At 64.0% G+C, this 23,909-nt stretch carries 20 protein-coding genes; 8 read left to right on the plus strand and 12 right to left on the minus strand.

The features are described from left to right. Position 1: 1 nt before the first annotated feature. The 5 genes from ACO550_RS03235 to ACO550_RS03255 all read right to left on the minus strand — a co-directional run bounded on the left by ACO550_RS03235 (position 2) and on the right by ACO550_RS03255 (position 4,818). The gene (locus ACO550_RS03235) at positions 2–976 is read right to left on the minus strand and encodes a M14 family metallopeptidase (RefSeq protein ID WP_315594741.1); all 975 of its coding nucleotides are present in this window, start codon (positions 974–976) and stop codon (positions 2–4) included. 21 nt (positions 977–997) lie between these two features. Next, a complete protein-coding gene (locus ACO550_RS03240) occupies positions 998–1,978 on the minus strand; it encodes a tripartite tricarboxylate transporter substrate binding protein (protein WP_315594740.1) in 981 nt (326 codons plus the stop codon). Between the two features lie 118 nt (positions 1,979–2,096). After that, complete coding sequence (locus tag ACO550_RS03245) at positions 2,097–3,032, minus strand: LysR family transcriptional regulator (RefSeq protein WP_315594739.1); 936 nt, start codon at positions 3,030–3,032, stop codon at positions 2,097–2,099. 47 nt (positions 3,033–3,079) lie between these two features. Continuing rightward, a complete protein-coding gene (locus ACO550_RS03250; protein ID WP_315594738.1) occupies positions 3,080–3,952 on the minus strand; it encodes a metal-dependent hydrolase in 873 nt (290 codons plus the stop codon). Further along, positions 3,949–4,818: an SDR family NAD(P)-dependent oxidoreductase gene (locus tag ACO550_RS03255; protein ID WP_315594737.1), complete on the minus strand. Its 870-nt coding sequence runs from the start codon at positions 4,816–4,818 to the stop codon at positions 3,949–3,951. Before ACO550_RS03255 ends, ACO550_RS03250 begins: the two co-directional genes overlap by 4 nt. 641 nt (positions 4,819–5,459) lie before the next feature. Here ACO550_RS03255 and ACO550_RS03260 point away from each other — a divergent pair. The 5 genes from ACO550_RS03260 (at position 5,460) to ACO550_RS03280 (ending at position 11,285) form a co-directional block, all read left to right on the plus strand. After that, on the plus strand, positions 5,460–6,401 hold the full coding sequence (locus tag ACO550_RS03260; RefSeq protein ID WP_315594736.1) for a TetR family transcriptional regulator: 942 nt from the start codon (positions 5,460–5,462) through the stop codon (positions 6,399–6,401). 219 nt (positions 6,402–6,620) lie between these two features. Continuing rightward, positions 6,621–7,475, plus strand: coding sequence for a DUF1571 domain-containing protein (locus tag ACO550_RS03265; RefSeq protein ID WP_485994137.1), 855 nt, complete (start codon positions 6,621–6,623; stop codon positions 7,473–7,475). A 228-nt stretch (positions 7,476–7,703) separates the two neighbouring features. Beyond that, complete coding sequence (locus ACO550_RS03270) at positions 7,704–9,071, plus strand: DUF2957 domain-containing protein (RefSeq protein WP_315594735.1); 1,368 nt, start codon at positions 7,704–7,706, stop codon at positions 9,069–9,071. Positions 9,072–9,131: 60 nt separating this feature from the next. Next, positions 9,132–10,412: a DUF2957 domain-containing protein gene (locus ACO550_RS03275; RefSeq protein ID WP_315594734.1), complete on the plus strand. Its 1,281-nt coding sequence runs from the start codon at positions 9,132–9,134 to the stop codon at positions 10,410–10,412. A gap of 15 nt (positions 10,413–10,427) precedes the next feature. Next, complete coding sequence (locus ACO550_RS03280) at positions 10,428–11,285, plus strand: OmpW/AlkL family protein (RefSeq protein ID WP_315594733.1); 858 nt, start codon at positions 10,428–10,430, stop codon at positions 11,283–11,285. Between the two features lie 147 nt (positions 11,286–11,432). On the opposite strand, the gene ACO550_RS03285 is transcribed toward ACO550_RS03280, so the two are convergent. The 3 genes from ACO550_RS03285 to ACO550_RS03295 are packed head-to-tail and all read right to left on the minus strand — an operon-like array spanning position 11,433 to position 17,370. Continuing rightward, positions 11,433–12,902 (minus strand): efflux transporter outer membrane subunit, encoded by a 1,470-nt coding sequence (locus ACO550_RS03285; protein ID WP_315594732.1) that lies wholly within the window; start codon positions 12,900–12,902, stop codon positions 11,433–11,435. Between the two features lie 2 nt (positions 12,903–12,904). Then, on the minus strand, positions 12,905–16,057 hold the full coding sequence (locus ACO550_RS03290; RefSeq protein WP_315594731.1) for an efflux RND transporter permease subunit: 3,153 nt from the start codon (positions 16,055–16,057) through the stop codon (positions 12,905–12,907). 41 nt (positions 16,058–16,098) lie between these two features. After that, positions 16,099–17,370 (minus strand): efflux RND transporter periplasmic adaptor subunit, encoded by a 1,272-nt coding sequence (locus tag ACO550_RS03295; RefSeq protein WP_315594730.1) that lies wholly within the window; start codon positions 17,368–17,370, stop codon positions 16,099–16,101. Positions 17,371–17,806: 436 nt separating this feature from the next. On the opposite strand from ACO550_RS03295, the gene ACO550_RS03300 reads away from it, so the two are divergent. Continuing rightward, positions 17,807–18,529 carry a TetR family transcriptional regulator gene (locus tag ACO550_RS03300; RefSeq protein WP_315594729.1) on the plus strand — a complete coding sequence of 241 codons (723 nt, stop codon included), beginning with the start codon at positions 17,807–17,809 and terminating at the stop codon, positions 18,527–18,529. On the opposite strand, the gene ACO550_RS03305 is transcribed toward ACO550_RS03300, so the two are convergent. After that, positions 18,519–19,598 (minus strand): ABC transporter substrate-binding protein, encoded by a 1,080-nt coding sequence (locus tag ACO550_RS03305; protein ID WP_315594770.1) that lies wholly within the window; start codon positions 19,596–19,598, stop codon positions 18,519–18,521. The two genes, ACO550_RS03300 and ACO550_RS03305, sit on opposite strands and share 11 nt — an antisense overlap. A gap of 273 nt (positions 19,599–19,871) precedes the next feature. Here ACO550_RS03305 and ACO550_RS03310 point away from each other — a divergent pair, with 273 nt between their 5' ends. Both ACO550_RS03310 and ACO550_RS03315 read left to right on the plus strand, forming a co-directional pair. Next, positions 19,872–20,591 carry a response regulator gene (locus ACO550_RS03310; RefSeq protein ID WP_315594728.1) on the plus strand — a complete coding sequence of 240 codons (720 nt, stop codon included), beginning with the start codon at positions 19,872–19,874 and terminating at the stop codon, positions 20,589–20,591. A gap of 1 nt (position 20,592) precedes the next feature. Further along, the gene (locus ACO550_RS03315) at positions 20,593–22,086 is read left to right on the plus strand and encodes a sensor histidine kinase (protein WP_315594727.1); all 1,494 of its coding nucleotides are present in this window, start codon (positions 20,593–20,595) and stop codon (positions 22,084–22,086) included. A 6-nt stretch (positions 22,087–22,092) separates the two neighbouring features. On the opposite strand, the gene ACO550_RS03320 is transcribed toward ACO550_RS03315, so the two are convergent. The 3 genes from ACO550_RS03320 to ACO550_RS03330 are packed head-to-tail and all read right to left on the minus strand — an operon-like array spanning position 22,093 to position 23,836. Further along, positions 22,093–22,941: a ChaN family lipoprotein gene (locus ACO550_RS03320; protein WP_315594726.1), complete on the minus strand. Its 849-nt coding sequence runs from the start codon at positions 22,939–22,941 to the stop codon at positions 22,093–22,095. Then, positions 22,938–23,321 (minus strand): DUF2149 domain-containing protein, encoded by a 384-nt coding sequence (locus ACO550_RS03325; protein ID WP_315594725.1) that lies wholly within the window; start codon positions 23,319–23,321, stop codon positions 22,938–22,940. The genes ACO550_RS03320 and ACO550_RS03325 overlap by 4 nt, the downstream gene beginning before the upstream one ends. After that, complete coding sequence (locus ACO550_RS03330; RefSeq protein ID WP_315594724.1) at positions 23,318–23,836, minus strand: MotA/TolQ/ExbB proton channel family protein; 519 nt, start codon at positions 23,834–23,836, stop codon at positions 23,318–23,320. The genes ACO550_RS03325 and ACO550_RS03330 overlap by 4 nt, the downstream gene beginning before the upstream one ends. Positions 23,837–23,909 lie beyond the last annotated feature (73 nt).

Raw genomic sequence — 23,909 nt, forward strand, 5'->3', positions numbered from 1 at the left:
TTTACAGGTCAAGCTGCCCAAGGCGAACGACTGTGACACCGGGCCGCAACTGACGCAACGACGGCATCACCAGCACGCAGTTCGGATATGGCGTCACCACTGGCGCACCATCGCGCCAGCCAATCACGGTACCGGCTTCGTCAAACGTTTCCAGCCCCGTGTACGGACCGGCAAAGCGGAAATCCATGCTGCTGGCGACCACGGGTTCGGTGACGCGCACCACGCGCTGCCCGGCGGCCACCGGACGCAACCAGCCGTGCGGCAGATCGCCCGGCTCGATGATGCCCGCGTTCAGCAGGAAGCGGGCGGTACTGTCGCGCGCCACGTCCACCGCCGACGTCTCCCAGTGCTGGCCACATTCGATCAGCAGTGCATTGCGCGGGCTGGCGGCGTCGCCAAAGTCAGCGTAGTCGCGCATGCGGCGGCCCTCTGGATGGCCTTCGTCGACGATGATGTCGGCCGGGGCGCCAACCGCGCGCGATAGCGCAATACCTTTGTCCAATGGACCCGAGACAATCAGCGGACGGCTTTTCTCGTGCATCGAGTGCAGGTCGAGCAGCAGGTCCACCGTATCGATCACCGGACGCATGGCGCGCGCACGACGCAGCTCCGACGAATCACGCGACAGGTCGTCCAGCACGCTGGACGTCCACACCCGATTGAAATCCTGGTCGACGAAACGCGACGCGTCGGGCTGCGCCGCATCGAAGGTGGCGTAGGCGTCAACGTTCGCGAACGAGAGCGTCAGCTTGCCGCGCCGCGGACGCAGGCCATGTGCGAGCAAGCCGGCCACGGTGATGGCGCCGCACACTTCGTTGCCATGCGTCAGCGCATTGATCATCACATGCGGCCCGGGCAAGCCGCTGTCGAATGTGTGGACGTAGGCGATGCCGGTGTTGCCTGCGGCATACGGACTGATATCGGGAAACTCGACTTCGACCGGGTAGGCCTCGAAGGACGGGGGACTTTGCGTCATCTCTGGACTTCCTTGGCGGTGTTATTCGTGGATATCGGCGGCCTTGACGATGGCGCGGTACTTGCCGGTTTCACGTTTCACGAAGCTGCCGAATTGGGCTGGATTGGCGGGCGAAACCTCCACGCCAGCCTCAGCCAGCTTCTTGCGCACGTCCGGCATGGCCAGTACGGCCTGCATTTCAGTATTCAGCCGATCGATAATCGAGGTAGGTGTAGACCTAGGCGCCATCAATCCGAACCATACTCCCATGTCCACACCCTTCAGTGCCGGGGTCTCGGCCAACGCCGGTACGTTTGGGGCGACGCTGGCGCGCCTGGCTTCGGTCACGCCATAGACGCGTACGCGGCCGGCCTGGATATGCGGCAGCGCCGACGACAGCACCATCACCGCCAGGTCGATCTGGCCGCCGAGCAGGTCGGTGGCCATGGCCGAGGCGCCCTTGTACGGCACGTGCGTGATATTGACCTTGCCCTGCTGCTTGATCAGTTCGCCAGCCAGGTTCAGCGGCGTACCCACGCCCGACGAGGCATATGACAGGCTGCCGGGCTTGGCCTTGGCCAGTGCGATCAGTTCGTTGGCGTCCTTGGCCGGCAACTGGAGCTTGCCCACCAGCACCATCGGCTGCGTGCCGACAAACGTGATCGGCGCCAGGTCTTTCTCGCCGTCATAGCGCACGGCCTGATTGGTCAGTCGGGCAATCGATACTTCGCTGCCCGAACCCATCAGCAGCGTGTAGCCATCGGCTTCGGCCTTGACCACCTTCTGCGCGCCAATCGTGCCGCCGGCGCCACCCAGATTCTCGATCACCACGCTCTGGCCCAGGCGCTTGCCCAGTTCGGGCGCCACCGTGCGTGCCACCAGGTCGACACTGCCACCTGCCGTGTAGCCAACCACGAGCGTGATGGGCTTGGTCGGGTAGGCGCCAGTAGCACCAGCGGCACCTACAGCGAAAGCACAACTGGCAAGGGATGCGGCAACGGCCGCGCGCAGCAGGGTCTTCATGATTTCTCCGGCAGAACTTGTGTGGATGTTTTCCGGCGATGTTAGAGAGCGCGCGAGGTCATGACGTGCGGCTTTGGCAACGGGGATTGCCGTTTCGGCAATGAGCCAGATTGGTGCGCTACGCGGTGGCGGCGCGCCAGAATGCCTCCGCCAGCGGGCGCATTTGCGCGCGTGGCCGGTACAGGCGAATATCAAGCGCAAGGTCGGCCGAATCGCCGCCCTGCAGATCGGCGCGCACCAGTCGTCCGGAGTGCAGATCGTCGGCGATCAGTCGCGCGGGCAACCATGCCAGCCCCATTTTCTGGCGCACCATCTCATGAACCGATTCGGCGAAATCGCTGACGGCAATCACGTCGAGCCAACTGGCCAGCTTGCGACGCGCAATTTCCTGGTTGACCATGCGGCCCATGGTCAGGGTTTCCGCATAAGCGATCATTGGTACCGCCGCGGTGCGCGCGCCGGTCTTCGGTTTCTGCAGCCGAAACTCCGGTCCGCCACGTGCGGTGGCCGCCGCCACGCACACCAGCCGCTCCACACCGACCGGATGAAACTGGTAACGGGCGTCGTCGAGCATGACGGGCAGGTCGTGCGGACTGTAGCAAAGCAGGAAATCCGCATCGCCTTCGGTGAACATCTCGAGCGCATCGTGCGTGGCGTGCGTCGACAGCCGGGTGCGGAAGCCGGCGCCGGCCGGGTCGTCACGCAACGCTTCTCGCAAACCGGCCAGCCATGACGGCACCATCGAACGCGCAAGCGTCTTGCCGGTGGCAATCGTGACGGTGCTGGCATCGGCGCGATGCGCGGCACGCAGCGACAGCCGTGCTTCATCGAGCGTGCGCAACGCTGTCTGCGCGGCCTCCAGGAATTGCCGTCCTTCGTTGGTCAGCCTGACCGGAAATGCGCTGCGATCGATCAGCGGCGCCCCGGCCCAGACTTCCAGCGCCTGCATGCGGCGGCCAAACGCCGGTGGCGTGACATTGCGCAGCTCGGCAGCGCGCGCGAGACTACCGGCCTGCGCGAGACAGACGAAATCTTCGAGCCAACGGATATGCATGGGGACGGCTGAGAGTGTTGCCGCATTGTAGCGAATCCCCTCGGTTTTCAGGCAGCACTGCGGATCGATGGCGCTCGCGTGCTTGCGCCGGCGCGAATCGCCGTGTCTTCGATCTCCGCAATCAACGGCATGATGCGACTCAGTTCGGCACGGTTGTCGTGGTCCCACGGATGGAATCCGGGCCGGAAGTAGTCGAGCCATTCCGGAATCATCTTGCGCAGCACGCCCGGTGATCCCCACAGGAAGTTCACGACCCGTGCGAAGCCCGACAGCTTGTTACGGCAGCTCTTGTCCGCCATGACCAGGCGTACGTGGAACACGAACACCAGCGCCCAGAACGTTACGGTAGTGCTCAGCATCGTGAACGTGCGCAGCAAATATCGATACGGCCCCGGTTTCATGACCGCGTTCCAGACATCGTAGGCCACGGCCTTGTGCTCGGTTTCCTCCAGCGCATGCCAGGTCCAGACCTGGCGATAGCCGGTTTCCGATTCCCCCATATGACGCGGGTCCGACAGCATCCCGCCTGCGAGCATGGCCGTGTAGTGTTCGAGCGCGATGGTATGCGCGAGCTGCCATGACTTCGGCAAGATCCTGCGCAGCAGGTTCAGCAGCTTCGCCACGCTGTTGTCGAGCTGCGTCGCGGGCAAGCCGGCATCATCCATCAAGCGGTTGTAGAGAATATGCTCGCGCGTGTGCATCGCTTCCTGCCCGATGAATCCGGTCACGGCCTGCTTGAGCTCGGGATCGGTCATGCGCTCGCGATAGTTGCGCACGCTGTCCATGAAAAAGCGTTCGCCGGCCGGAAAGAAGATCGACAAGGCATTGATGAAGTGGGTGACGTGCTGCCCGCGCTCATGCCAATCGCAGATGCGTTGCGGCGGAAGGTGAGGGTGTACGTCGCGGCGGACAGGCATCATGATGCGAGCTCCTGGGTTACCCATTGCTTGCGCTTGCGCCGCGTCTCGCGCACTACCAGCGATTGGTAGGTGGCTGGCAGCAGTCGCGCCATCGCGTCGGCCGCGTAGGCATCGGGGCCGACCAGCACGCGACGCTTGTTGGCGCGCACGCCGTCCAGAATCACACGTGCCGCCTTGTCGGCCGTGGTGATGAAGAATTTTTCGAACTCTTCACGCCCTTGCAGTGCGTCGCGCACCAGCAATCCGTTGACGCTAGGCGACACACGGCTGGCGCGCGCGATGTTGGTCTTGATACCGCCCGGATGCACGCTGGTGGCCGACACGCCGCAGTCCATCAGGTCCAGTTCCTGCCGCAGCGATTCGGTAAAGCCGCGCACCGCATACTTGCTGGCGTTGTAGGCGCCCATGCCCGGTTGCGCGAACAGTCCGAACACGCTCGACGTATTGACGATATGGCCTGCGCCGCTCGCCTTCAGATGGGGCAGGAACGCCTTGGTGCCATGGACAACGCCCCAGAAGTTGATGCCGATGATCCATTCCAGATCGTCGTAGCCCATGCCTTCGACGGTGCTCGATAACGCCACGCCGGCGTTATTGAAGATCATGTTCACGCGCCGGTGCACCTGCACGACTGACTCCGCCCAGGCGTGGACCGCGGCGCGCTCGGCCACGTCGACGCGGTCGAGCGTTACCGTCACGTCCGGTGCGGCACATTGCACATCGGCCAGCGTCTGGGCCAGTCCCGCCTCATTGCAGTCGGACAACGCCAGATGGCAACCCTGCCGCGCGAGCTGCACCGCCAGGCAACGGCCCATGCCCGAGCCTGCGCCGGTAATCGCGGCAACCTTGTCGCGGAAATCCTTCATGCATGTCTCCTGTTCGAGCCATCTCAGATCGCCTGAAGCATTGCTCCATTTTTTGGGCATTTCCAGCAACGCATGGCGCACATGAAACGCCATGCATGCCGTGAAGATGGCGTGTCCGGTAGCCGTCAGTCGTGCGTTTGAAACCTGTGGCCCAATGCAAAAAAATCCGGTCGATTTCGGCAGAATTGCAACGCAGTCATCGCAGACGAAAAACCGAACGGAGACACGAAGCCCACAACAGCATCCCACTATTATTCGTCTGATGAATTTAATCGCCGCAAGAGTGACATAGAAAATTGATACGATTCATCAACCCGGCGGCCTGTTTGTCGTGGATGACTCGGTGCTCTTTCACCAGCATTGGTGCCAACCAGCATTTGTCAGTGATTGCATTGGCGGCGCAGAATGCTTGCATGCTGATCGAGACCATCATGGCGTGATGTGGTTTTTGCCATGCAGAATCGGGCTTGCAATTTAGAGCGAGACCTCGAAAAATGGTCTTGTGAAACACACGGAGCGGTAGATAGGCTCCACCCAACCGTTTCAAGCATCCGTATGCCGATAGAGCGCGGAGCAGGGCGGTCGCGGATGTTTCATTTTTTTTGCAGGGGTCCACAGCGCATTTGAGCGAGAGACGCCCCATGAAGACCGGGAAAACCACCGCAGGAGACACCAAGGCTCGCATCCTCGATGCGACCGAGAAGTTGTTCATTGAGGTCGGCTATGAAGCGACTTCGCTCAGACAGGTTACGTCACGGGCGATCGTCAATCTGGCCGCCGTCAATTATCACTTCCGCAGTAAGGAAATCATGATGCAGTCGGTGCTCAGTCGCCGGCTGGATCCGCTCAATACCCGACGGCTCGCATTGCTCGATGCATGCGAGGCACGCTGGCCGGGTAACGACATACGTTGCGAACACGTGATGGGCGCACTGTTCGTGCCCGCGCTGCAGATGGCGCGCGAGCCCGAACTGGGCGGCCCGTCGTTCCTGCGCCTGCTTGGGCGCGTGTATTCCGATACGTCCCCGTTCATCCAGTCCTGGTTGATGGGGCACTACGCACCGGTGTTCGGACGCTTCTTCGAGGCGTTTGCGCGCGCGCTGCCGGACGTGCCGCGCCAGGAGCTTGGCTGGCGCCTGCATTTCGCCCTCAAGGCGCTGGCAGGCGTACTGGCTGGCGATGAACTCGGCAACCTGATGCCTGCATTCACGCAAGGCAAGCGGATGAGCGACGCGCAGGTTCTGGCGCAACTGACATCGATGGTGGTGGCCGCGCTCAAAGCTCCATCGCCCGCGACGCAGGAGCTTGGCGCATTGCAGGATGTGTTCGAGATCGGCGAGACCCAGTATGCCGACGAGCAGGCCCATCTCGCAGCGTTGGCCGCCACGGTGGAAAGCGAGGCCGAGCAGGTCGCGGCAGCCGCCGCAGCTGCGGTGAACCGCGCCCGACGCAGTGCGCGGACTGTTCGCAATGAGGGCGCATCGCGCTCGGCCACCGCCAGCATGACAGTGCGTCGTGAGCACTGCGCCACCTTCCCCAGCAATCCGCTCGACGACTGGATGCGCACCCGCCCCAGGACCTAGCCGCGCGTCGCGGCGGTCTCCATCGGGACCGCCGCGCATACGGCACCGAGCCGCGACGGCTTCCGTCGCTTCCGCTTTCGACATCTTGATTCGCCACGCAAACCGCGAGGCGTGACCCGCCGCGCGCCGCGGTTTCCCGCGTGCATTCGCCTGCTGTGCTCCGCACATGCGGGAGGGCCTCGTCTTGCCATAAGAAAACGATAAGACAGGAGACACGCGATGAAGCAACTGCAACTGCTTGTGATTGCCGCATTCGGTGGCATGCTCGGCTGCCTGGCCACTCCGCCCGCACGTGCGGCAACACCCTACGACGGCCTGCCTACCGCACAGCAAACGTCGCTGCTCGCCAAGCAGACTGCCAGCAGCGAACTCGCGGCAATGAGCGACGCGCAGGTACTGGCCGTGTTCGACGCGCTGCAGCCCGATGCACTGTTGACGTGGGCACGCCAGGAGATCAACCGCTTCCCCGAGTACGAGTACGCGATGACACGGCAGGAGCGGCTCAACGGACAGTGGCAGGACAAGCCCGCACGCATGGTGATCCGCTACCGCCATATGCCGCGGCAGCTCTATGCGAAGTGGTTGCCCAATGGCGCGCAGGCGGGGCAGGAAGTCATCTACGACGAAACCCGGCGCAAGGACGAGATGTACGGCCATCTGGGCGGCATCATGGGTTTCACGTCGATCTGGACCGCTATCGACGGCACGCTGGCGAAGTCGCAATCGAACCATACCGTGCGCGACCTGGGCTTCCAGTTCGTACTGTCGATGCTCGAGCGCGACGCAAAGACCGTGCGTGCTGAGGGCCTCTCCGAGAAGTACAGCCGCGTCGAGATCGTGCAGGAGCAGGGTACGCGCATGGTGGCACTGACATGGGAACTGCCCGAAGGCGCGCCGAAGTACTACGCGAAGAAGGTACAGCTGATGTTCGACCTCAAGCATCCCTGGCCACGCGCGGAAACGGCATGGGACGCCGACGGCAACATGGTCGAGAAGATCGTGTTCGAGAAGGCCGTGAAGAAGACCTTCGATGCAGCAACGTTTGACCCCTCGAACAGCGAATACAAGTTCTGAAGTTGCCGAAGCATGGTGCTTCCGTCCGTTTGAATTCGTGCACATGTGATGGTTTGCGCGGTTTGAACAGTGACGCGACGCGCTTGGCTGCCAACGGCACACGGAGCGGCAGCGGTGTTTGGAACGTGCGCTCTATTGCGCGTCGGCGCTTGAAACGCGAGATTCCGACCACCGTGCGACTTCCCGGCAACAGACCGGCGCACCGGCCATAAGAACGAGGAGACAACCATGCAGCAGTCGAAACTTCGACGCACCATTTGCGCCTTGGCTGGGGTAAGCCTGACGATCGCCTTAACTGCGTGCGGCGGTGGCGATGGCGACCCGGGCGGCACCACGCAACAGGCAACCGCCCAGCAATGTGCCAACAATGGAACGTGCACACCATCCGGTCCCACCGTGAATGCCCCCACCGCTGTCATCTGCCCGAGCGTGCTGGACTACAACACCACGTACACCGGCGGATCAGGCGCCGGCGAATTCCTGAAGATCCAGCTCGACAGCGTCAAGGGTACTTACAGGATCCAGATCCTGGAGTCGGCCGTACCGAAGCAGGTCAACACGGTCTATCCCACCCGTGCAGGCGTCACGCTCACCGGCACGATGTCGCATCCGGCCAAGCCGCTACCCACTGCTGCGCAAAACGATTGTGCGTTCGAGCTGAAGACCGTCATGGCCGACGACGGCATCTCCGAGGTCATCATCGATCCCGCACATCCTCCCATCCTGTTCGTGGGCAACGGCGTGGCCGGCGGCGGCATTCCTGGTGCGACGATCGCGTACGACCCGGGACTTGGTGGTATCGGAGCGATTCCGTCCACCACCTTCCCGACCTACCCGGTGCTCGCCTTTGCCCAGACCGAAACCGACTTCAGCAAGGTAGCAGGTACCTACAACGTGCTGGGCTACCACCTGGTACCTTCCGGCGGTGACTTCACGCAGATCGGCGTGAACTTCGTCCCGGCAATCGCGCGCACGGTGGAAGCGCTCAATGCGAACGGCAGCTGCACCGCGGCATCGGGCAACTGCGTCACCACCGGCCACGCGTGGGAGCTGCGACCGGGCAGCGACGGCGCCTTCGAAAGCAACAACAACAGCGGCATCACGCCGTACCCGTACTTCTACAAATCAGCGTGGTTGGCGGGGTCCAACACGCTGTCCAAAGGCGTGCTGATCGTCGGCAAGCTCGAAGGCAGGCTCGTGCCCTTGCTGGTGCGCGTGGGCTACGCGCGCGTGGATCTTCTTGCCGGCGCTCTCAGCGTCGATGACGAATCCGGGATCGCACTGTTGTCGCCTACGGTGAAGACTTCCGCGGCAGACCTGAAGGGCGGCTATATCGGCTCCGGCAGCGACTTCAAGTACACCGCCTCGGCACTGCGCGACAACGTCGGCGCGTGGCTCGATCCGCAAGATCCGTCGCTTACGCCCACCGGCGCCTTCCAGATGGATTTCACGCAGGCCACGCTGCCTGGCGTGGTGACCACCGTCGACAACAGCGGCCTTGCCGGCTCGCTCATCACCACGGGCCCAGTCTACGCACACCTGTTCGGCCCTGACAGCAATCCGACCTTCCGCGTCAGTGCGGTGGCCAGCCGATAGCGAACGTGAGCCGAAACGAACCCTGCCACACACATAAGAAAGCCCCAAGGAGACGCCAACATGCAGCTGCCGCAATTGCTTGATCCGCTCGCCGCCACCACGCGGCGCACCTGGGTGCCACGCCTGGCGCTGGCCCTCACCACCATCACGTTGCTGGCCGCGTGCGGCGGCGGCGATGGCGGTAGCGGCGGCACTTCCACGCCCGCGGCGGTCACGCCGCGCCTGTGCCCCGCGTCGGTCGACTACTCGACGCCATATATCGGCGGCACGGGCTCGGGCGAACTGGTCAAGGTGCAGATCGACACCAACAGGAAGACCTGGGCCGTAACGTTCCTCGATTCATCGGTGCCGCGCACCACGGGCACTGTCTCGCCCACGCGCTCCGATCCCACCGACAGCAAGAACGTGATGACCGGCACATTGGCGCAGGAAACCGGCCTGCCCACCGATAAACTCAACCAGTGTGCATTCGTGCTGCAGGGAGCGAGCCTCGATGCCTCACGCCCGGCCAAGCTGTTCCTGGGAGAGGGCGTAATGGGTGGCACCATCCCCGGCGCGCGTATCCAGTTCAACGGTTTGCTCGGCGCTGGCGCGGTGCCCGACACCACGTTCCCGTACTTCCAGTTCATCGGTTTTGTACAGACCGAAAACGACCTGGGCAAGGTCGCCGGCATCTACAACGGCTCTGGCTACCACGAGATTCCCTCACAGAATTTTGCGCCGGTCGCGCAGGACTACAAGATGTCGCTGGCCGCCGATGGCTCGTTCACGGTGTGCGACAACAAGTCGGGGGGCACCTGCAAGCAGAAGGGCAACAAGTTCGTCGCGCAGTCCAACGGCACGCTGCTGTCGACCAGCTACGAAGGCGAACAGGCACCTACGCTGGGGGCCGTGAAAGGGCGTGCATACCTGATCGTCGGCAAGCTGCGTGGCGCGCTAGTGCCAGTCATGATCCGTGTCGGCTATGCCAGTGACAACCTTGCCAGCTCACCGGGCGCCGACGACGAGATCGGTATCGGCATGATGGCGCCGGCGGTATCGGCCACGCAGGGCAGCGTCAATGGCGAGTACGTGGGCGTCGACAGCAACTTCGACTACAAGACCACGGCGCTTGTCGGCGCCGAGGCCGCGATGCTCGATCCGTTCCATGCCTCGGATGCGACGCGGGCCATTGCGCTGAAGCTCGACTTCTCGCAAACCACCGCAGGCGTGATCACTACCACGCGCAAGGAAGGCACGGCCGGCATCACCGGCAAGCTGATGTTCACGGGCGGAGTGTTTGGTTTCCTGGAAAACCGCAATGGCAGCCCGTATTTCACGATCGGCGCCTTTGTCGAATAACCCCGGGGAGACAACATGCAAAAGCAAATAGCTCGTCTCACCCCGGCACGGCTGCTGTGTGCCGCCACCGCGCTGATCGCCTTCGCAGCAATACCCGCCCATGCCCAGAAGGCTGGTGACAACGTAGTGTCAGCCGGCTGGTTCCATATCCAGACCTTTGGCACCAGCGGGCCGCTGACCACCAATGTGGTCGATGTCCCAATCAACTATCCGCTTGGCCTGCCGTCGTCGTTCTCGGCACCGGGCAGTGGCTTGTCGACCTCGAACGCGGACACACTCGGCCTTACGTTCAGCCATTTCGTCACCGACCATATTGCAATCACCGGCGTGGGGGGCATTCCGCCCGAGTTCAAGATCTATGGCCACGGCGAACTGATTCCGCCAGGTCCCGCCGGCGCGCTAGGTCACCAGAGCCTCGGCGATCCGTCGCTGAATCCGATCATCACGCGCGCGCGCCAGTGGAGTCCTGCGGCCATGGTGCAGTATCACTTCCGCTCGCCGGGCGTGACATTCCGGCCGTTCGTGGGTGTGGGAGTCTCGTACAACTTCTTCACCGATATCAAGGTGAATCCGGCGTTCGCACAATCGGTGAACAATAACCTCGGCGCAATCCTGGCCGCTGGCGCGGGGATTCCGGGGCCGACTTCGGTCAGTGCCGATGCGTCGTCATCATGGGCGCCGATCTTCAATATCGGTGGCACCTATAACTTCAACGATCACTGGGGCGTAACCGGTGCCGTGACGTATATCCCGCTGAAATCGGAATCCACCATGACGATCAAAGCGTCAGACGGCACCGTACTGTCAACGTCGAAGACCACGTTGCGGCCCAATCCGATTGTTTTCTTTCTTGCGGCGACGTACAAGTTCTAAAACCAACTACCTCTGTCACGCGTGTGTTTGCTCCCCTCTCCCGCACGCGGGAGAGGGGCGGGGGAGAGGGCCAGCGCATCCGTTTGCGATCAACATAAAAAAAGGCGAAGCCGCAGTGGCTTCGCCTTTTTTGCTTGCAAACCGACCTTACTGCGTGGTGGTTTGCGGCGCTGTCTGTGCGACTGCGCCGGTTTCGATCAGGCCGCCGCCCAATGCGCGATACAAATCGATGGCATTGGTCAGCCGCAACTGGCGCGCCTGCACCAATGCCTGCTCGGCCGAGAACAACTGGCGTTGCGCATCGAGTTCGTCGAGGTAGCTGGCTACGCCGGTGCGGAAACGCAGGCGCGACAGTTCGTAGCGCGCGGCTTCCGCATTGCGTTGCTGCTCCTGGCCCGCAACCTGCTCTTCAAGCGTGCCACGTGCCACCAGCGCATCGGCCACTTCGGCAAATGCGGTCTGGATCGTCTTCTCGTAGTTGGCGATCTGGATGTTCTTGCGCACGTTGGCGAGGTCCAGGTTCGACAGGTTGCGGCCGTAGTCGAAGATCGGCAGCGTCAACTGCGGCGAGAACGACCAGATACCGGTACCCGAATCGAACAGTCCCGAGAACGACGGGCTGATGGTGCCTGCGCTCGCCGTCATCGTGATGCGCGGGAAGAATGCCGCGCGCGCTGCGCCGATATTGGCATTGGCGGACAGCAGCGCCTGCTCGGCCTGGCGCACGTCGGGACGCTGCGTCAGCAGATCCGAAGGCAGGCCCTCGGGGATATCGCTGATGATGCGTTCGTCGGACAGACGCGTCGGCGCGGGCAGATTCTGGATCTCGGCGATCGGCTTGCCTACCAGCACTTCAAGCGCGTTCTGCGCCTGTGCGCGCTGGCGTGCCAGTTGCGCGGCACTCACGCGGGCCTGTGCGACCAGCGACTCGTTGTCGCGCAGGTCGAGCGCCGACGTGGCACCGGCATCGAAACGCTTCTGTGCCAGTTCGTAGGTGTCCTGGCGCGCTTTCAACGTATCGCGTGCCAGGTCGTACTGCTCGGCGGCGGCACGCTCGGCCAGATAGGCCTTGGCCACTTCCGACACCAGCGAGATATACGCGGCGCGATGCGCCTCCTCGGTGGAGAAGTACTGCGCCAGCGCCGCATTCGACAGGCTGCGCACGCGGCCGAAGAAGTCGAGCTCCCACTGCGTTACCGACAAGCCAACCTGGTAGATATTGCCCGTGAACGACTGGCCCGTGCCCGATGACAGCCCCGAGATCTTGCCGCGCTGGAAGCTCGCGTTGCCGTTCACGGTGGGCAGCAGGTCAGCGCGCTGGATCTGGTACTGCGCGCGCGCTTCCTCGATGCGCAACGCCGCGGTGCGCAGGTCGCGGTTGTTTTCAAGCGAGGTGGCGATCAGCACCTGCAGACGCGGATCGGTGAAGAACTCGCGCCAGCCGATGTCGGTGGCCCGGCGCGTTTCGCCGGTCTTCACTTCGGCCGTGGCGTAGCCATCCGGCGCGGCCGGGTAGCTGCCCGCCACGGGCGCGGCAGGGCGATCATAGTGCGGTGCCAGCGTGCAACCGCTCATCACCCCGGCCACCAGCAGCAATGTGGTCAAAGTCTTGGTCATAGTCAGATTTCCTTCTGGCCTTCCAGGCGCGCCTGTTCACGCTCATGCTGGGCCTTGCTGCCCTTGAAGCGCCCACGCACCACCACGAAGAACACCGGCACCAGGAAGATCGCCAGCACCGTGGCCGTAATCATGCCGCCCATCACGCCGGTACCAATGGCGCGCTGGCTGCCCGAACCGGCACCCGTGGAGATTGCCAGCGGCAACACACCGAGGATAAAGGCCATCGACGTCATCAGGATCGGGCGGAAGCGCAGATGCACCGCTTCCAGCGTCGCGTCGATCAGGCTGCGTCCCTGCGCCTGCAGATCCTTGGCGAATTCCACGATCAGGATCGCGTTCTTCGCCGACAAGCCAATCGTGGCGATCAGGCCCACCTTGAAGTACACGTCGTTAGGCATGCCACGCAACGTGACACCAAGCAGTGCGCCGATCACGCCAAGCGGCACCACCAGCAGCACCGCCACCGGAATCGACCAGCTCTCGTAGAGCGCGGCCAGGCACAGGAACACGATCACCAGCGACAGCGTGTAGAGAATCGGCTCCTGCGAACCGGCCAGGCGCTCTTCGTACGACTGGCCCGACCATTCGAAGCCAAACCCCGGCGGCAGCTTGGCGAAGTTCTCTTCCATCACGCGCATGGCTTCGCCGGTGGACTTGCCCGGCGCGGCCTGGCCAGCCAGCTTCACGGCCGGCATGCCGTTATAGCGTTCCAGTCGCGGCGAACCCATGATCCACTGCGAGGTCGAGAACGCGGCAAACGCCACCATGTCGCCATTGGCATTGCGCACGCGCAGCTTGGTCAGGTCGTCGGGCAGACGGCGGTCGGCACCTTCGGCCTGCACTATCACGCGACGTACACGGCCTTCGTAGATGAAGTCATTCACATACGAGGAGCCGAACGCAATCGACAGGGTCGAGTTGATGGACGCCACCGATACACCAAGCGCGCGGGCCTTCTCGCGGTCGATGTCGATGCGCAGCTGCGGCGCGTCTTCCTGGCCTTCCGGACGCACGCCCTGCAGCGCCGGCGATTTGGCCGCCATGCCCAGCATCATGTTGCGCGCTTCCATCAGCTTGGCGTGCCCCTGGCCGGTACGGTCCTGCAGGCGGAAGTCAAAGCCCGACGAGTTGCCGAGTTCGGAAATTGCCGGCGGGTTCAGCGGGAAGATGATCGCGTCCTTGATGAACGACAGTGCGCCAAACGCACGGCCCACCAGCGCCTGCGCGGTCTGGTCCGCACCGGGACGCTCCTTCCAGTCCTTGAGTCGCACGAACGCGATACCGCCGTTCTGGCCGCGGCCAAAGAACGAGAAGCCCGCCACCGTGATCATCTGGTCCACCACCTTCGATTCCTTCTGCAGGTAGTAGTCCTCGATCTGCTTGAGCACACCGATCGTGCGCTCCTGCGTGGCACCCGTGGGCAACTGCACCACGGTAATCATGTAGCCCTGGTCTTCGTCAGGCAGGAACGACGACGGCAGGCGCTGGAACAGCAACACCACGCCGGCGATGATCAGCGCATAGATGATCAGGTAGCGGCCGCTGCGCTTGAGGATGCGCGCCACAATGCCCTGGTAGCCCGTGGACGCCGTAGCGAACGTGCGGTTGAACCAGCCGAAGAAACCCTTCTTCTCGTGGTGATGGCCAGCTTCCACCGGCTTGAGCAACGTTGCGCACAATGCCGGGGTCAGCGTCAGTGCCAGCAGCGCCGAGAATGCCATCGACGAAATCAGCGACAGCGAGAACTGGCGATAGATGTTGCCGACCGAGCCCGAGAAGAACGCCATCGGGATGAACACCGCGGTCAGCACCAGCGTAATGCCGACGATGGCACCCGTGATCTGGCCCATGGCCTTGCGGGTGGCCTGGCGTGGCGAGAGACCTTCCTCGCTCATGATCCGCTCGACGTTCTCCACCACCACGATCGCGTCGTCCACCAGGATACCGATGGCCAGCACCATGCCGAACATGGTCAGCACGTTGATCGAGAAGCCGAACGCCAGCAGCGTACCAAACGTACCCAGCAGCGCCACCGGCACCACCAGCGTCGGGATCAGCGTGGCGCGGAAGTTCTGCAGGAACAGGTACATCACCAGGAACACCAGCACCACGGCTTCCAGCAGCGTCTTGACCACTTCCTCGATCGAGATCTTGACGAAGGCCGAGGTGTCGTACGGCACGCTGTATTCGTAGTCCGGCGGGAAGAAGCGCGACAGCTCTTCCATCTTCGCGCGCACGGCGTTGGCCGTGGCCAGCGCATTGCCGGTAGGTGCCAGCTTGATGGCGATGGCCGAGGCCGGCTTGCCGTTGATGCGGGCCAGCGTCGAGTAGTCGGCACCGCCCAGTTCCACGCGGCCCACGTCCTTGATGCGTACCGACGAACCGTCCGGGTTCACGCGCAGCAGGATATTGGCGAACTGCTCGGGCGTGGTCAGCCGGCTTTCGGTGTTCACGGTCGCGTTGAGCTCGGTACCCGAGGGCGACGGCGTGCCACCGAGTTCACCAACCGCGACCTGGATGTTCTGCTCCGACACCGCTGCCGTGACGTCGAGCGGCGTCAGGTTGAAACCGGTCAGCTTGGCCGGATCGAGCCAGATACGCATCGCGTATTCGGTACCGAACAGGTCGGCCGCGCCCACGCCGGGCACGCGGCGAACCGAGTCCACCACCTGTGCCGATACGAAGTTGCCCAGTTCGATCGCGTCCGACTTGCCTGACTTGGACGAGACCGTGATGAACATCATGTAGTTGTTGCCGGCCTTGTCGACCCTCACGCCCTGTTGGCGCACTTCCGCCGGCAGACGCGCTTCCACGCGCTTCAGGCGGTTCTGCACCTCGACGGAATTCAGGTCCGAACTGGAGCCCGGCGCGAACGCGATATTGATCGTGGCCAGCCCCGACGATTCACTTTGTGATTCGTAGTAGAGCAGGTTGGGGGCGCCATTGAGCTCCTGCTCGATTGGCGTGACCACCGAGTCCTCGATCGTCTTGGCCGACGCACCGGGGTAGGTGGTGGTCACCGTGATGATCGGCGGGGCGATATTGGGATATTGCGCGATCGGCAGTTGCAGGATCGCCAATACCCCGCCCAGCGCGATGATCAGCGCGAGTACCCACGCGAACACCGGCCGGTCGATAAAAAACTTCGCCATGAATCTGGCTCCCTAAATGTTGCTTGGTCGAAGGCGGAGGATCAGCCCTGCTTGGCCGCGGACTTGTCGTCGGCCTTGGCGTCCCTGGCATCCTTGCCGGCCGCCGGCTTGTCGCCCTGCGCGGTGGCGTCAGAGGCCGGTGCCGCGGCCGGCGCTTCGGCCGTCTTCGGCGCCTGGAACGGCACGGCCTTGGCCGGTGCACCGGGTCGTACCTTCTGCAGGCCTTCCACGATCACCTTTTCACCGCCCTTCAGGCCTTCGGTCACCACCCAGCGATCACCGATTGCCTGCGGCGCCTTGACCGGCACCGCGGCTACGTTGCCGTCGGCACCCACCACCAGCACGCTGGCACCCTGGGCGCTGCGGATCAGCGCGCGCTGCGGCACGGTCAGTGCGTTTTCATCGATACCCTGTTCGATCTTCACGCGCACGAACGTGCCGGACAGCAGTTCACGCCTGGGATTCGGGAATTCGGCCCGCAGCGTGATCGCACCGGTGGTCGGGTCGACGGTCATGTCCGTGAACAGCAGCTTGCCGGTGGCGGCATATTCCTTGTCGCTGGCTTCGGGGTACAGGTGCACACGCGCACCGCCGTTCACGCCCTTGACCTTGCCGGATTCGATCGCGGCACGCAGGCGCGCCACTTCGGAAGCTGGCTGGGTGAACGTCACCCAGATCGGATCGACCTGTTCGACGGTGGTCAGCTTGGTGGCTTCGCCCTTGCCGACGAGCGCGCCTTCGGTCACCAGCGCACGGCCCACGCGGCCCGAGATCGGCGACGTGACCGTGGTGTAGCCGAGGTTGATCTGCGCGGTGGTAACGGCGGCCTTGGCCGCGGCGATATCCGCATTGGCCTGTCCGGCCGCAGCCACGGCATCGTCGAACTCCTGCTTGCTGACGGCGTTGACTGCCACCAGCGGCTTGTAGCGTTCGGCCTTCTGGCGCGCCGATACCGCATTGGCCTCGGCACGCTCGAGCTGGGCCTTGGCCGACGCCAACTGGGCCTGGTACGGGGCGGGATCGATGCGGAACAGCACCTGGCCGGCCTTCACTTCGCCGCCTTCGGTGTAGTTGCGCGACAGCACGATACCTTCCACGCGCGCCCGCACTTCAGCGGTACGCACGCCTTCGAGACGGCCCGGCAATTCATTGACGACGGCAACGGCAGACGGCGTGACGGTAACCACACCCACTTCCGGCGGCGGCATGGCGCCGCCCTGCGGCGCTTTCTGGCCGCAGGCGGACAACGCCAGGGCTGTCGCGGTGACGACAGCAGCGGCAGCTACGCAACGGATACGTTGGGACTTCCTCATCGATAACCCCATTAAGGCAATTTGAGATCTGCCGCGGCGACCCAGACGTACCAGGGTGACGTCAGGGGACATGCGCACCCCGGGGAGGGATGCGGCGGCTAAAAAGTGATGCTTGAATCAGGTGGACCCCGGGTGGCATGACCAACTGGTCACAGAGACGGCGTAAAAAACGCCTTGGCCGAATCCCGAGCAAGCGCGTAGTATAGATACATTCGCGCATGTATGTAAGCGAAACTTTCAATTTGGCGCCTTTTGCAACACATGGCACCAATTGCGAGCATTGGAATGTTCGGGCTTTTCGAGCACGATTGTTCCAATCACGGTACGATGCGGCCCGCCAGTGCCATCGTGCAATTTGGAGAGAACCGTCCTGCGCAGCAAATGCGAGGGCGTCAGGAGACCCGGGCGGCAAACCACTGCCCCGGGAAAAGAGGAAATGGTCAGACGTACCAAGGAAGAAGCGCTAGAGACGCGCAACCGGATTCTGGATGCGGCGGAGGCCGTGTTTCACGCCCGTGGCGTGGCACGCCCGTCGCTGGCGGACATTGCCGAAGCGGCAGGTGTCACGCGCGGTGCGATCTACTGGCACTTCAAGAACAAGAGCGATGTGTTCGCTGCCATGTGCGATCGCGTCAACCTGCCGGTGGAAGCGCTCTGCGCGCCCGAGCGTCCGGCCCTGCAGGAAGATCCGCTGGGCGGCATCCGCGACATCTGCGCGTTTGTGTTCCGTCAAACCGTGACCAATCCGCAGTGGCGTCGCGTGTTCGAGATCATCTTCCACAAGTGCGAGATGGTCGAGGACAACGGTGCCATTTTCGAGCGCCAGCGCCAGTCCCACGTGGAAGGTACGGTCAAGATGCGCGAACATCTGCGCCTGGCCATGGAGCGCGGCCAGTTGCCGGCCGACCTCGACCTGGACCTCGCCGTGATGGCCTTCCACGCCGCGATCGGCGGCGTGCTGGCCCACTGGCTCTTCTCCCCCGAGGATTTCGACCTGAACCGCGAGGCCGAGCGCCTGGCGGACACCTTTATCGACACGCTGCGCCTGTCGCCAGCGCTGCGCAAGGGCTATGTGCCGCGCCCGATGGCCCCGCTCGACGCGGAAATGGCGGCGCTGTGCGAGCGCCAGCCGCAGCAAGTGGCCGCCGTCAACTCCTGAGCGCGTCGCGCCAGCGCGCGAGAAACGCCTTCTTGCGCAGTGCATCCTGCGCCGCCAGCAACCCCGGCCCCACGCTGATCGGCTTGAGCGCATAGCCAAGCCGTTCGGCCAGCGCATTGGCCGTGTGGGTACTGTCGGTATCGTTGCGGATCGTATAGAGCTGCGACGTGGACTGGCCTAGCAGCACCTGGCCTTCGCGCGACAACAGGTAGTCGAGCCACAGCCGCGCGGCATTCGGCCGCGGCGCCGTGCGGGCGATGAACGCCACACGCGACAGCACCAGCGTGTAGTCACGCGGCGCGATCACCCCGATCCCTGCGCCGCGCTCCATCAGCGACAACGCATACGACCCCAGCAGGTTATAGCCGAGCACCAGTTCGCCACTGGCGATGCGTTCGATCATCTCGGACGTCGACGGCGACAATTGCACGCGTGCGCGGCCCAGCGCCTGCGCGAGATACCAGAATTCGCTGCCCATGCGCGCATCCTGCTGCGCCAGCAGATACCCCACGCCCGAGCGCTCCACGTCATACGTGACCACCTTGCCGCGCCACTGCGGCGCACGCTCCTGCAGCAGCCGCGCCAGTCCGCTGCGGCTGCCCGGCACATGGGCGCCCTTGAAATGCGCACGGTTATAGACGATTACCGCGGGCTCGAACGTGGTGCCCCATGCCTCGTCGCGCCACACCGCCCAGCCGGGCAAGCCGGCGCGTTCCGGCGAGTCGTAGCGCTGCGCATGGCCATCGTTGACGAGCTTGATCTGCAAGTCCATCGCGGTGCTCCAGAGTACATCGGCGTACTCCGCGTGCGCCGCCTCGCGGCCGGGCTGCACCGGCCCCTGACCCGTGCTCTGCGCCAGGAAGCGCTGGTGAAGTTCCAGCGTGTTCAGGTCCTGGTAGCGCACACGCACGCCCGGATAACGGGCTTCAAATCCGCGGATCAGTGGCGTCACCACTTCAAGATCGGTCGACGCATAGACGTTCACCGTGCCTTCGCGCTGCGCACGCGCAATGATGTCGGCGTAGTCGGCCGGGTAGCCGTCTGGCACGCGCGGCGCGGTCTGCGCCATGACCGGCAGGCTGGCGGCCAGTGCGGTGCCGGCAAGCAACAGCTGGCGGCGTGTGGCGTTGGCGGAATCAGGTTGGTAGCGGGGCGCGGTGGACACGGGATCGGGATCGGGGAGCAAGGCGTGGCGCTGGATCGTGCGACCGGATCGTGGTCCTTATTGTTGGTCTCGATAACGCCAGCGGACCCCACCGGGCGGGGCGGAGGTATTATAGGCGCCCGCGGGACGCACGGGCGCCCTGCGCGACACAACGAGAGCGGGCAGAGGAGGTCCGGCATGCGCATCCTGCTGGTGGAAGACGAAGTGGAACTGGCCCGCTGGGTGGCGCGCGCACTGGAGCAGGGCGGATTCGTCATCGAGCACGTCACCGATGGCCTGCAGGCCGACGCCCGCCTGGCAGCCGAGGAATACGATGCCGTGGTGCTGGACCTGCGCCTGCCCGGCAAGGATGGCCTGGCCGTACTGAAGACCATGCGCGGCCGCGACGATCGTACGCCGGTACTGATCCTGACCGCGCAGGACACGCTCGATGAACGCGTGCGCGGCCTGAACCTCGGCGCCGACGATTACCTGCCCAAGCCTTTCGCGATTGCCGAACTCGAGGCCCGCATCCTGGCACTGATTCGCCGCAGCCGCGGCCGCGCGCACCCGCGCCTGCAATGCGGCACGCTGGTGTTCGATGGCGAGACGCGCAGCTTCACGCTCGGTGGTGCGCCGCTGTCGCTGACGCCACGCGAATCAACCCTGCTTGGCGCCTTGCTGGCCAGGAGCGGACAGCCGCTGACCAAGGCCCAGTTGCTCGACAAGGTTTTTTCGCTTGACGCCGATGTCAGCCCCGATGCGATCGAAGTGCTGGTGTACCGCCTGCGCAAGAAGCTCACCGGCCATGGCGTCACTATTGTCACGCTGCGCGGATTCGGCTACCTGCTGGAACCGGAGGCACCGCTTACACCCGACACGCCGGACGCCCCGGCGTCCCCCGCCACCGGAGCCTGACATGTGGCAACGCCGGCTGCGCCAGCGCGCCCGCCTGCCGCTGCGCTTGTGGCTGCGCGGCAGCCTGCGCCGCCAGTTGCTGATCCTGCTGGTGCCGGCGCTGGCGCTGATGATGGCGGTGGATACGTGGTTCACGTATGGCACGCTGCGCGACGCGGCCAACACAGCCTACGACCGTTCGCTCTATGGCTCGGTGCGCACCATCGACAACGCGATCGGCATGGCCGGCGAAAGCGTGCAGCTGACGCTGCCCGATGCCGCAATGGAAATGTTCGAGACCGCCGCGCAGACCCATGTGTTCTATCGCGTGTCGATGGAACGCAGCGGCAGTATCGAAACCGTCACTGGCTACGACGACCTGCCGCTGCCGACCGGCACGCTGATCAACAACCAGCCGCGCTTCTATGACGCCGTCTATCACGGCGATCCTGTACGCATTGCGGTGATGGCGCGTCCTGTATATCGTCCCGATGCGCACATGCGCGTGATCATCCAGGTGGCCGAAACCGCGGAGCCGCGCGCGGCCCTGATCGGCAACGTCTGGCGCAGTGCACTACTGCGCGATATCGCGCTGATCGCGCTGTCGGCACTGATCCTGGTCGGCGGCATCACCTACGTGCTCAAACCGCTGCAACGGGTACGCGACGATGTACGTGCCCGTCCACCCGACGATCTCACGCCGCTTGAGTTCGATCGCGTGCCGTTGGAGGTTCGTCCGCTCGTCGATGCGATCAACCTGCATGTATCGCGCTCCGAAGCCATGACGCAGTCGCAAGCGCAATTCATTGCCGATGCCGCGCACCAGTTGCGTACGCCGCTGGCCATCCTGAAAACGCAGGCCGAATTCGCGCAACGCCAGTTGCAGATGCGCCATGACGAACCCGCGCGCGAGGCCGCATCCGAAGCGGTAGGCGGCATCGTCACCCAGCTCGAACAGGCCGCGCGGCTGACCAACCAGTTGCTGGCACTGGCGCGCGTGCGGCAACCCGCGCGCGATGGCGCCGTGCAGGATGAGGAAGCCGCCATCATCGATGCGGTCGCCGTAGCCGGGCAGGTTGCGCTGGACTACCTGCCGCTGGCCCGTGGCAAGCAACAGGATTTTGGATGGGAGCGCCCGGTCGACCTGACACTGCCGATCCGCGCCGATGCCGCGCTGCTGCGCGAGGCGTTGGCCAACCTCGTGCACAACGCGATCCAGTATTCGGGACGCGGCAGCCGCATCACGCTATCGGCCGCACGCGTGCATAACCATGCGTTGCTGGTAGTGGAAGATGATGGTCCCGGCATTCCGGACAGCGAACGCGAGAAGGTCTTCGCACGCTTCTACCGCAGCGTGGAGAACACCGAACCGGGCTCCGGCCTGGGCCTGGCCATTTCCCGCGAGATGGCCGCACGCTTCGGCGGCAAGGTCACGCTGCGCGATGCCACGCAAGGACGCGGCCTGCGCGCCGAAGTCGAGTTCGACTTGGCCGAGACGGTCGGGCCGGACGCCTGAATCCGTCTATTGCGGCATGGCCTTGCCCATCACCGCACCCTTGCACGGATCTTCGCGATCCTTCGCTGGCACGCGCACCACAGCATCGAAACCGGCGGGAGGCGCATCTGCCTCCAGATAGCCAACGCTGAACGCGCTGGCACCTCGATCAGGCAACCAGCGTGGCACGCCTACGTCGCGCCGCACATGTCCGTTGCCCGCAATCAGCACGGCGCCGCGCTCCGCATAGGGGCGCAACGTGCCAGCCATCACGGCATCACGCGCGGCCTGCGCATTGAGCATGCCGGGCAACATCGCCTTCGGAAAGTGACCGCAATGGCCAGCATCGAGCGCCGCCGTCTGCGCGGCCACGATGTCCTGCGGCAGCGCCTGGTCGAGCCCCAACGTTACCAACTGGCTGTTGGCGAATACATCGCCATAGCCGCCCCGCACGATCTTTGCCGCATCGGCGCGCGACAAGTTTGCCGCCAGCAACGGCAAGTCGTATTGCAGCGCCAGCGCGATCACCGGCTTGTACAACGCCCAGTCCCAGCCACTCTTGCCGCCGGCCGCCTGCGCGATCAGGTATTCGGCATCGCGTGGCCGCTCGCGCCGCGCCCGATCCAGGTCAGCCTGGCGTTCGCGATCGAACTGCTCCATGGCGATGGCTGGGCGCCATCCGCCTTCGACCGCATGCGTCAATGCTTGTAGCCGCTGCTGCTGGCCGGCGGCGCTATCGTGGACCTCGCCCAGCAGTACATAGGACTTGCCTGCAAACCGGTGGCTAACGGACTCGGGAGTCGGCGCGGTCGATGCGCAGCCGGCGATCATGGCCAAGGCAACGGTAGCGGTGGCGCCAAGAATCGAACGGATCATGGCTTTGCAGCCTCCGGTTGTGCCTGTGCCTGCGTGGCATCGCGGCTGGTGTTGGCGTTGGCGCCGACATTGGCATGCTCGGGCACATAGACCATCGAGCCATCCTTCATGCGATAGGCAACACCGGCCTTGATACCGTCGCCGCTGCCCATCTGGCCGCTGGCCTGGTAGCGCACGATCTTCTCGCCCTGGCGCGAAACGATTTCCATGTTCGGCTTGCCCGGATTGGTGATGATCGTGACGTCGTCGTGCGTGAACGGATTCAGCGGGTTCTGTGCGATCGTCACCAGCAACGCGGCAATCACCACCAGGAACACGTCGATCAGGTTGACGACCGACAGGATCGGGTCGTCGCCTTCGCTGTCCTCGAGGAACTTCATGCCTCGGCCCCCCCTTCGTGCCATTGCGGACGCGACTGGCCAAGCCACACCAGTTCCTCGGCCAGCCAGCGCCGCCGCACATTGACCACCCAGAACGTGATGCTGGCGGCGATCAGCGCGAGGATCACCGCCGAGAACGCGATGGTCAGGTTCTCGCCCACGTTGGCGAGGTTGCCGCCGGAGAGGCTTTTCAGGGCCGGCCCCATTGGAATCATCGTGGCCACCAGGCCCAGCATCGGTGCGACGCGCGTGGCAATGCGCGGCCGCTCGAGCAACTTGTGCGCGGCCACATCCAGCGCATCGGGATGGCTGACCTGATTGCGAAGTGCCCAGGCCACCAGCAGATAGCCTCTCCCCGATTCAATCGGATGGCGGCCGCGCAACCAGGCCTGCATCGCGAACTCGCCAAGGGCCCAGAACGCATACAGGAACAACAGGCCAATCAGCGCCAGCGTCGGGTACAGGAACAGCTGGCCGACGTCATACATCAGGGTCTCAAGCAAGGTAGGAGTCATGGGTCTACAGGCTCAAATCAATTAATTCTAATAATGAGATATATCAATTTTACGATCAAACAATCCATACCAC

The sequence above is a fragment of the Cupriavidus sp. genome, assembly GCF_057315035.1.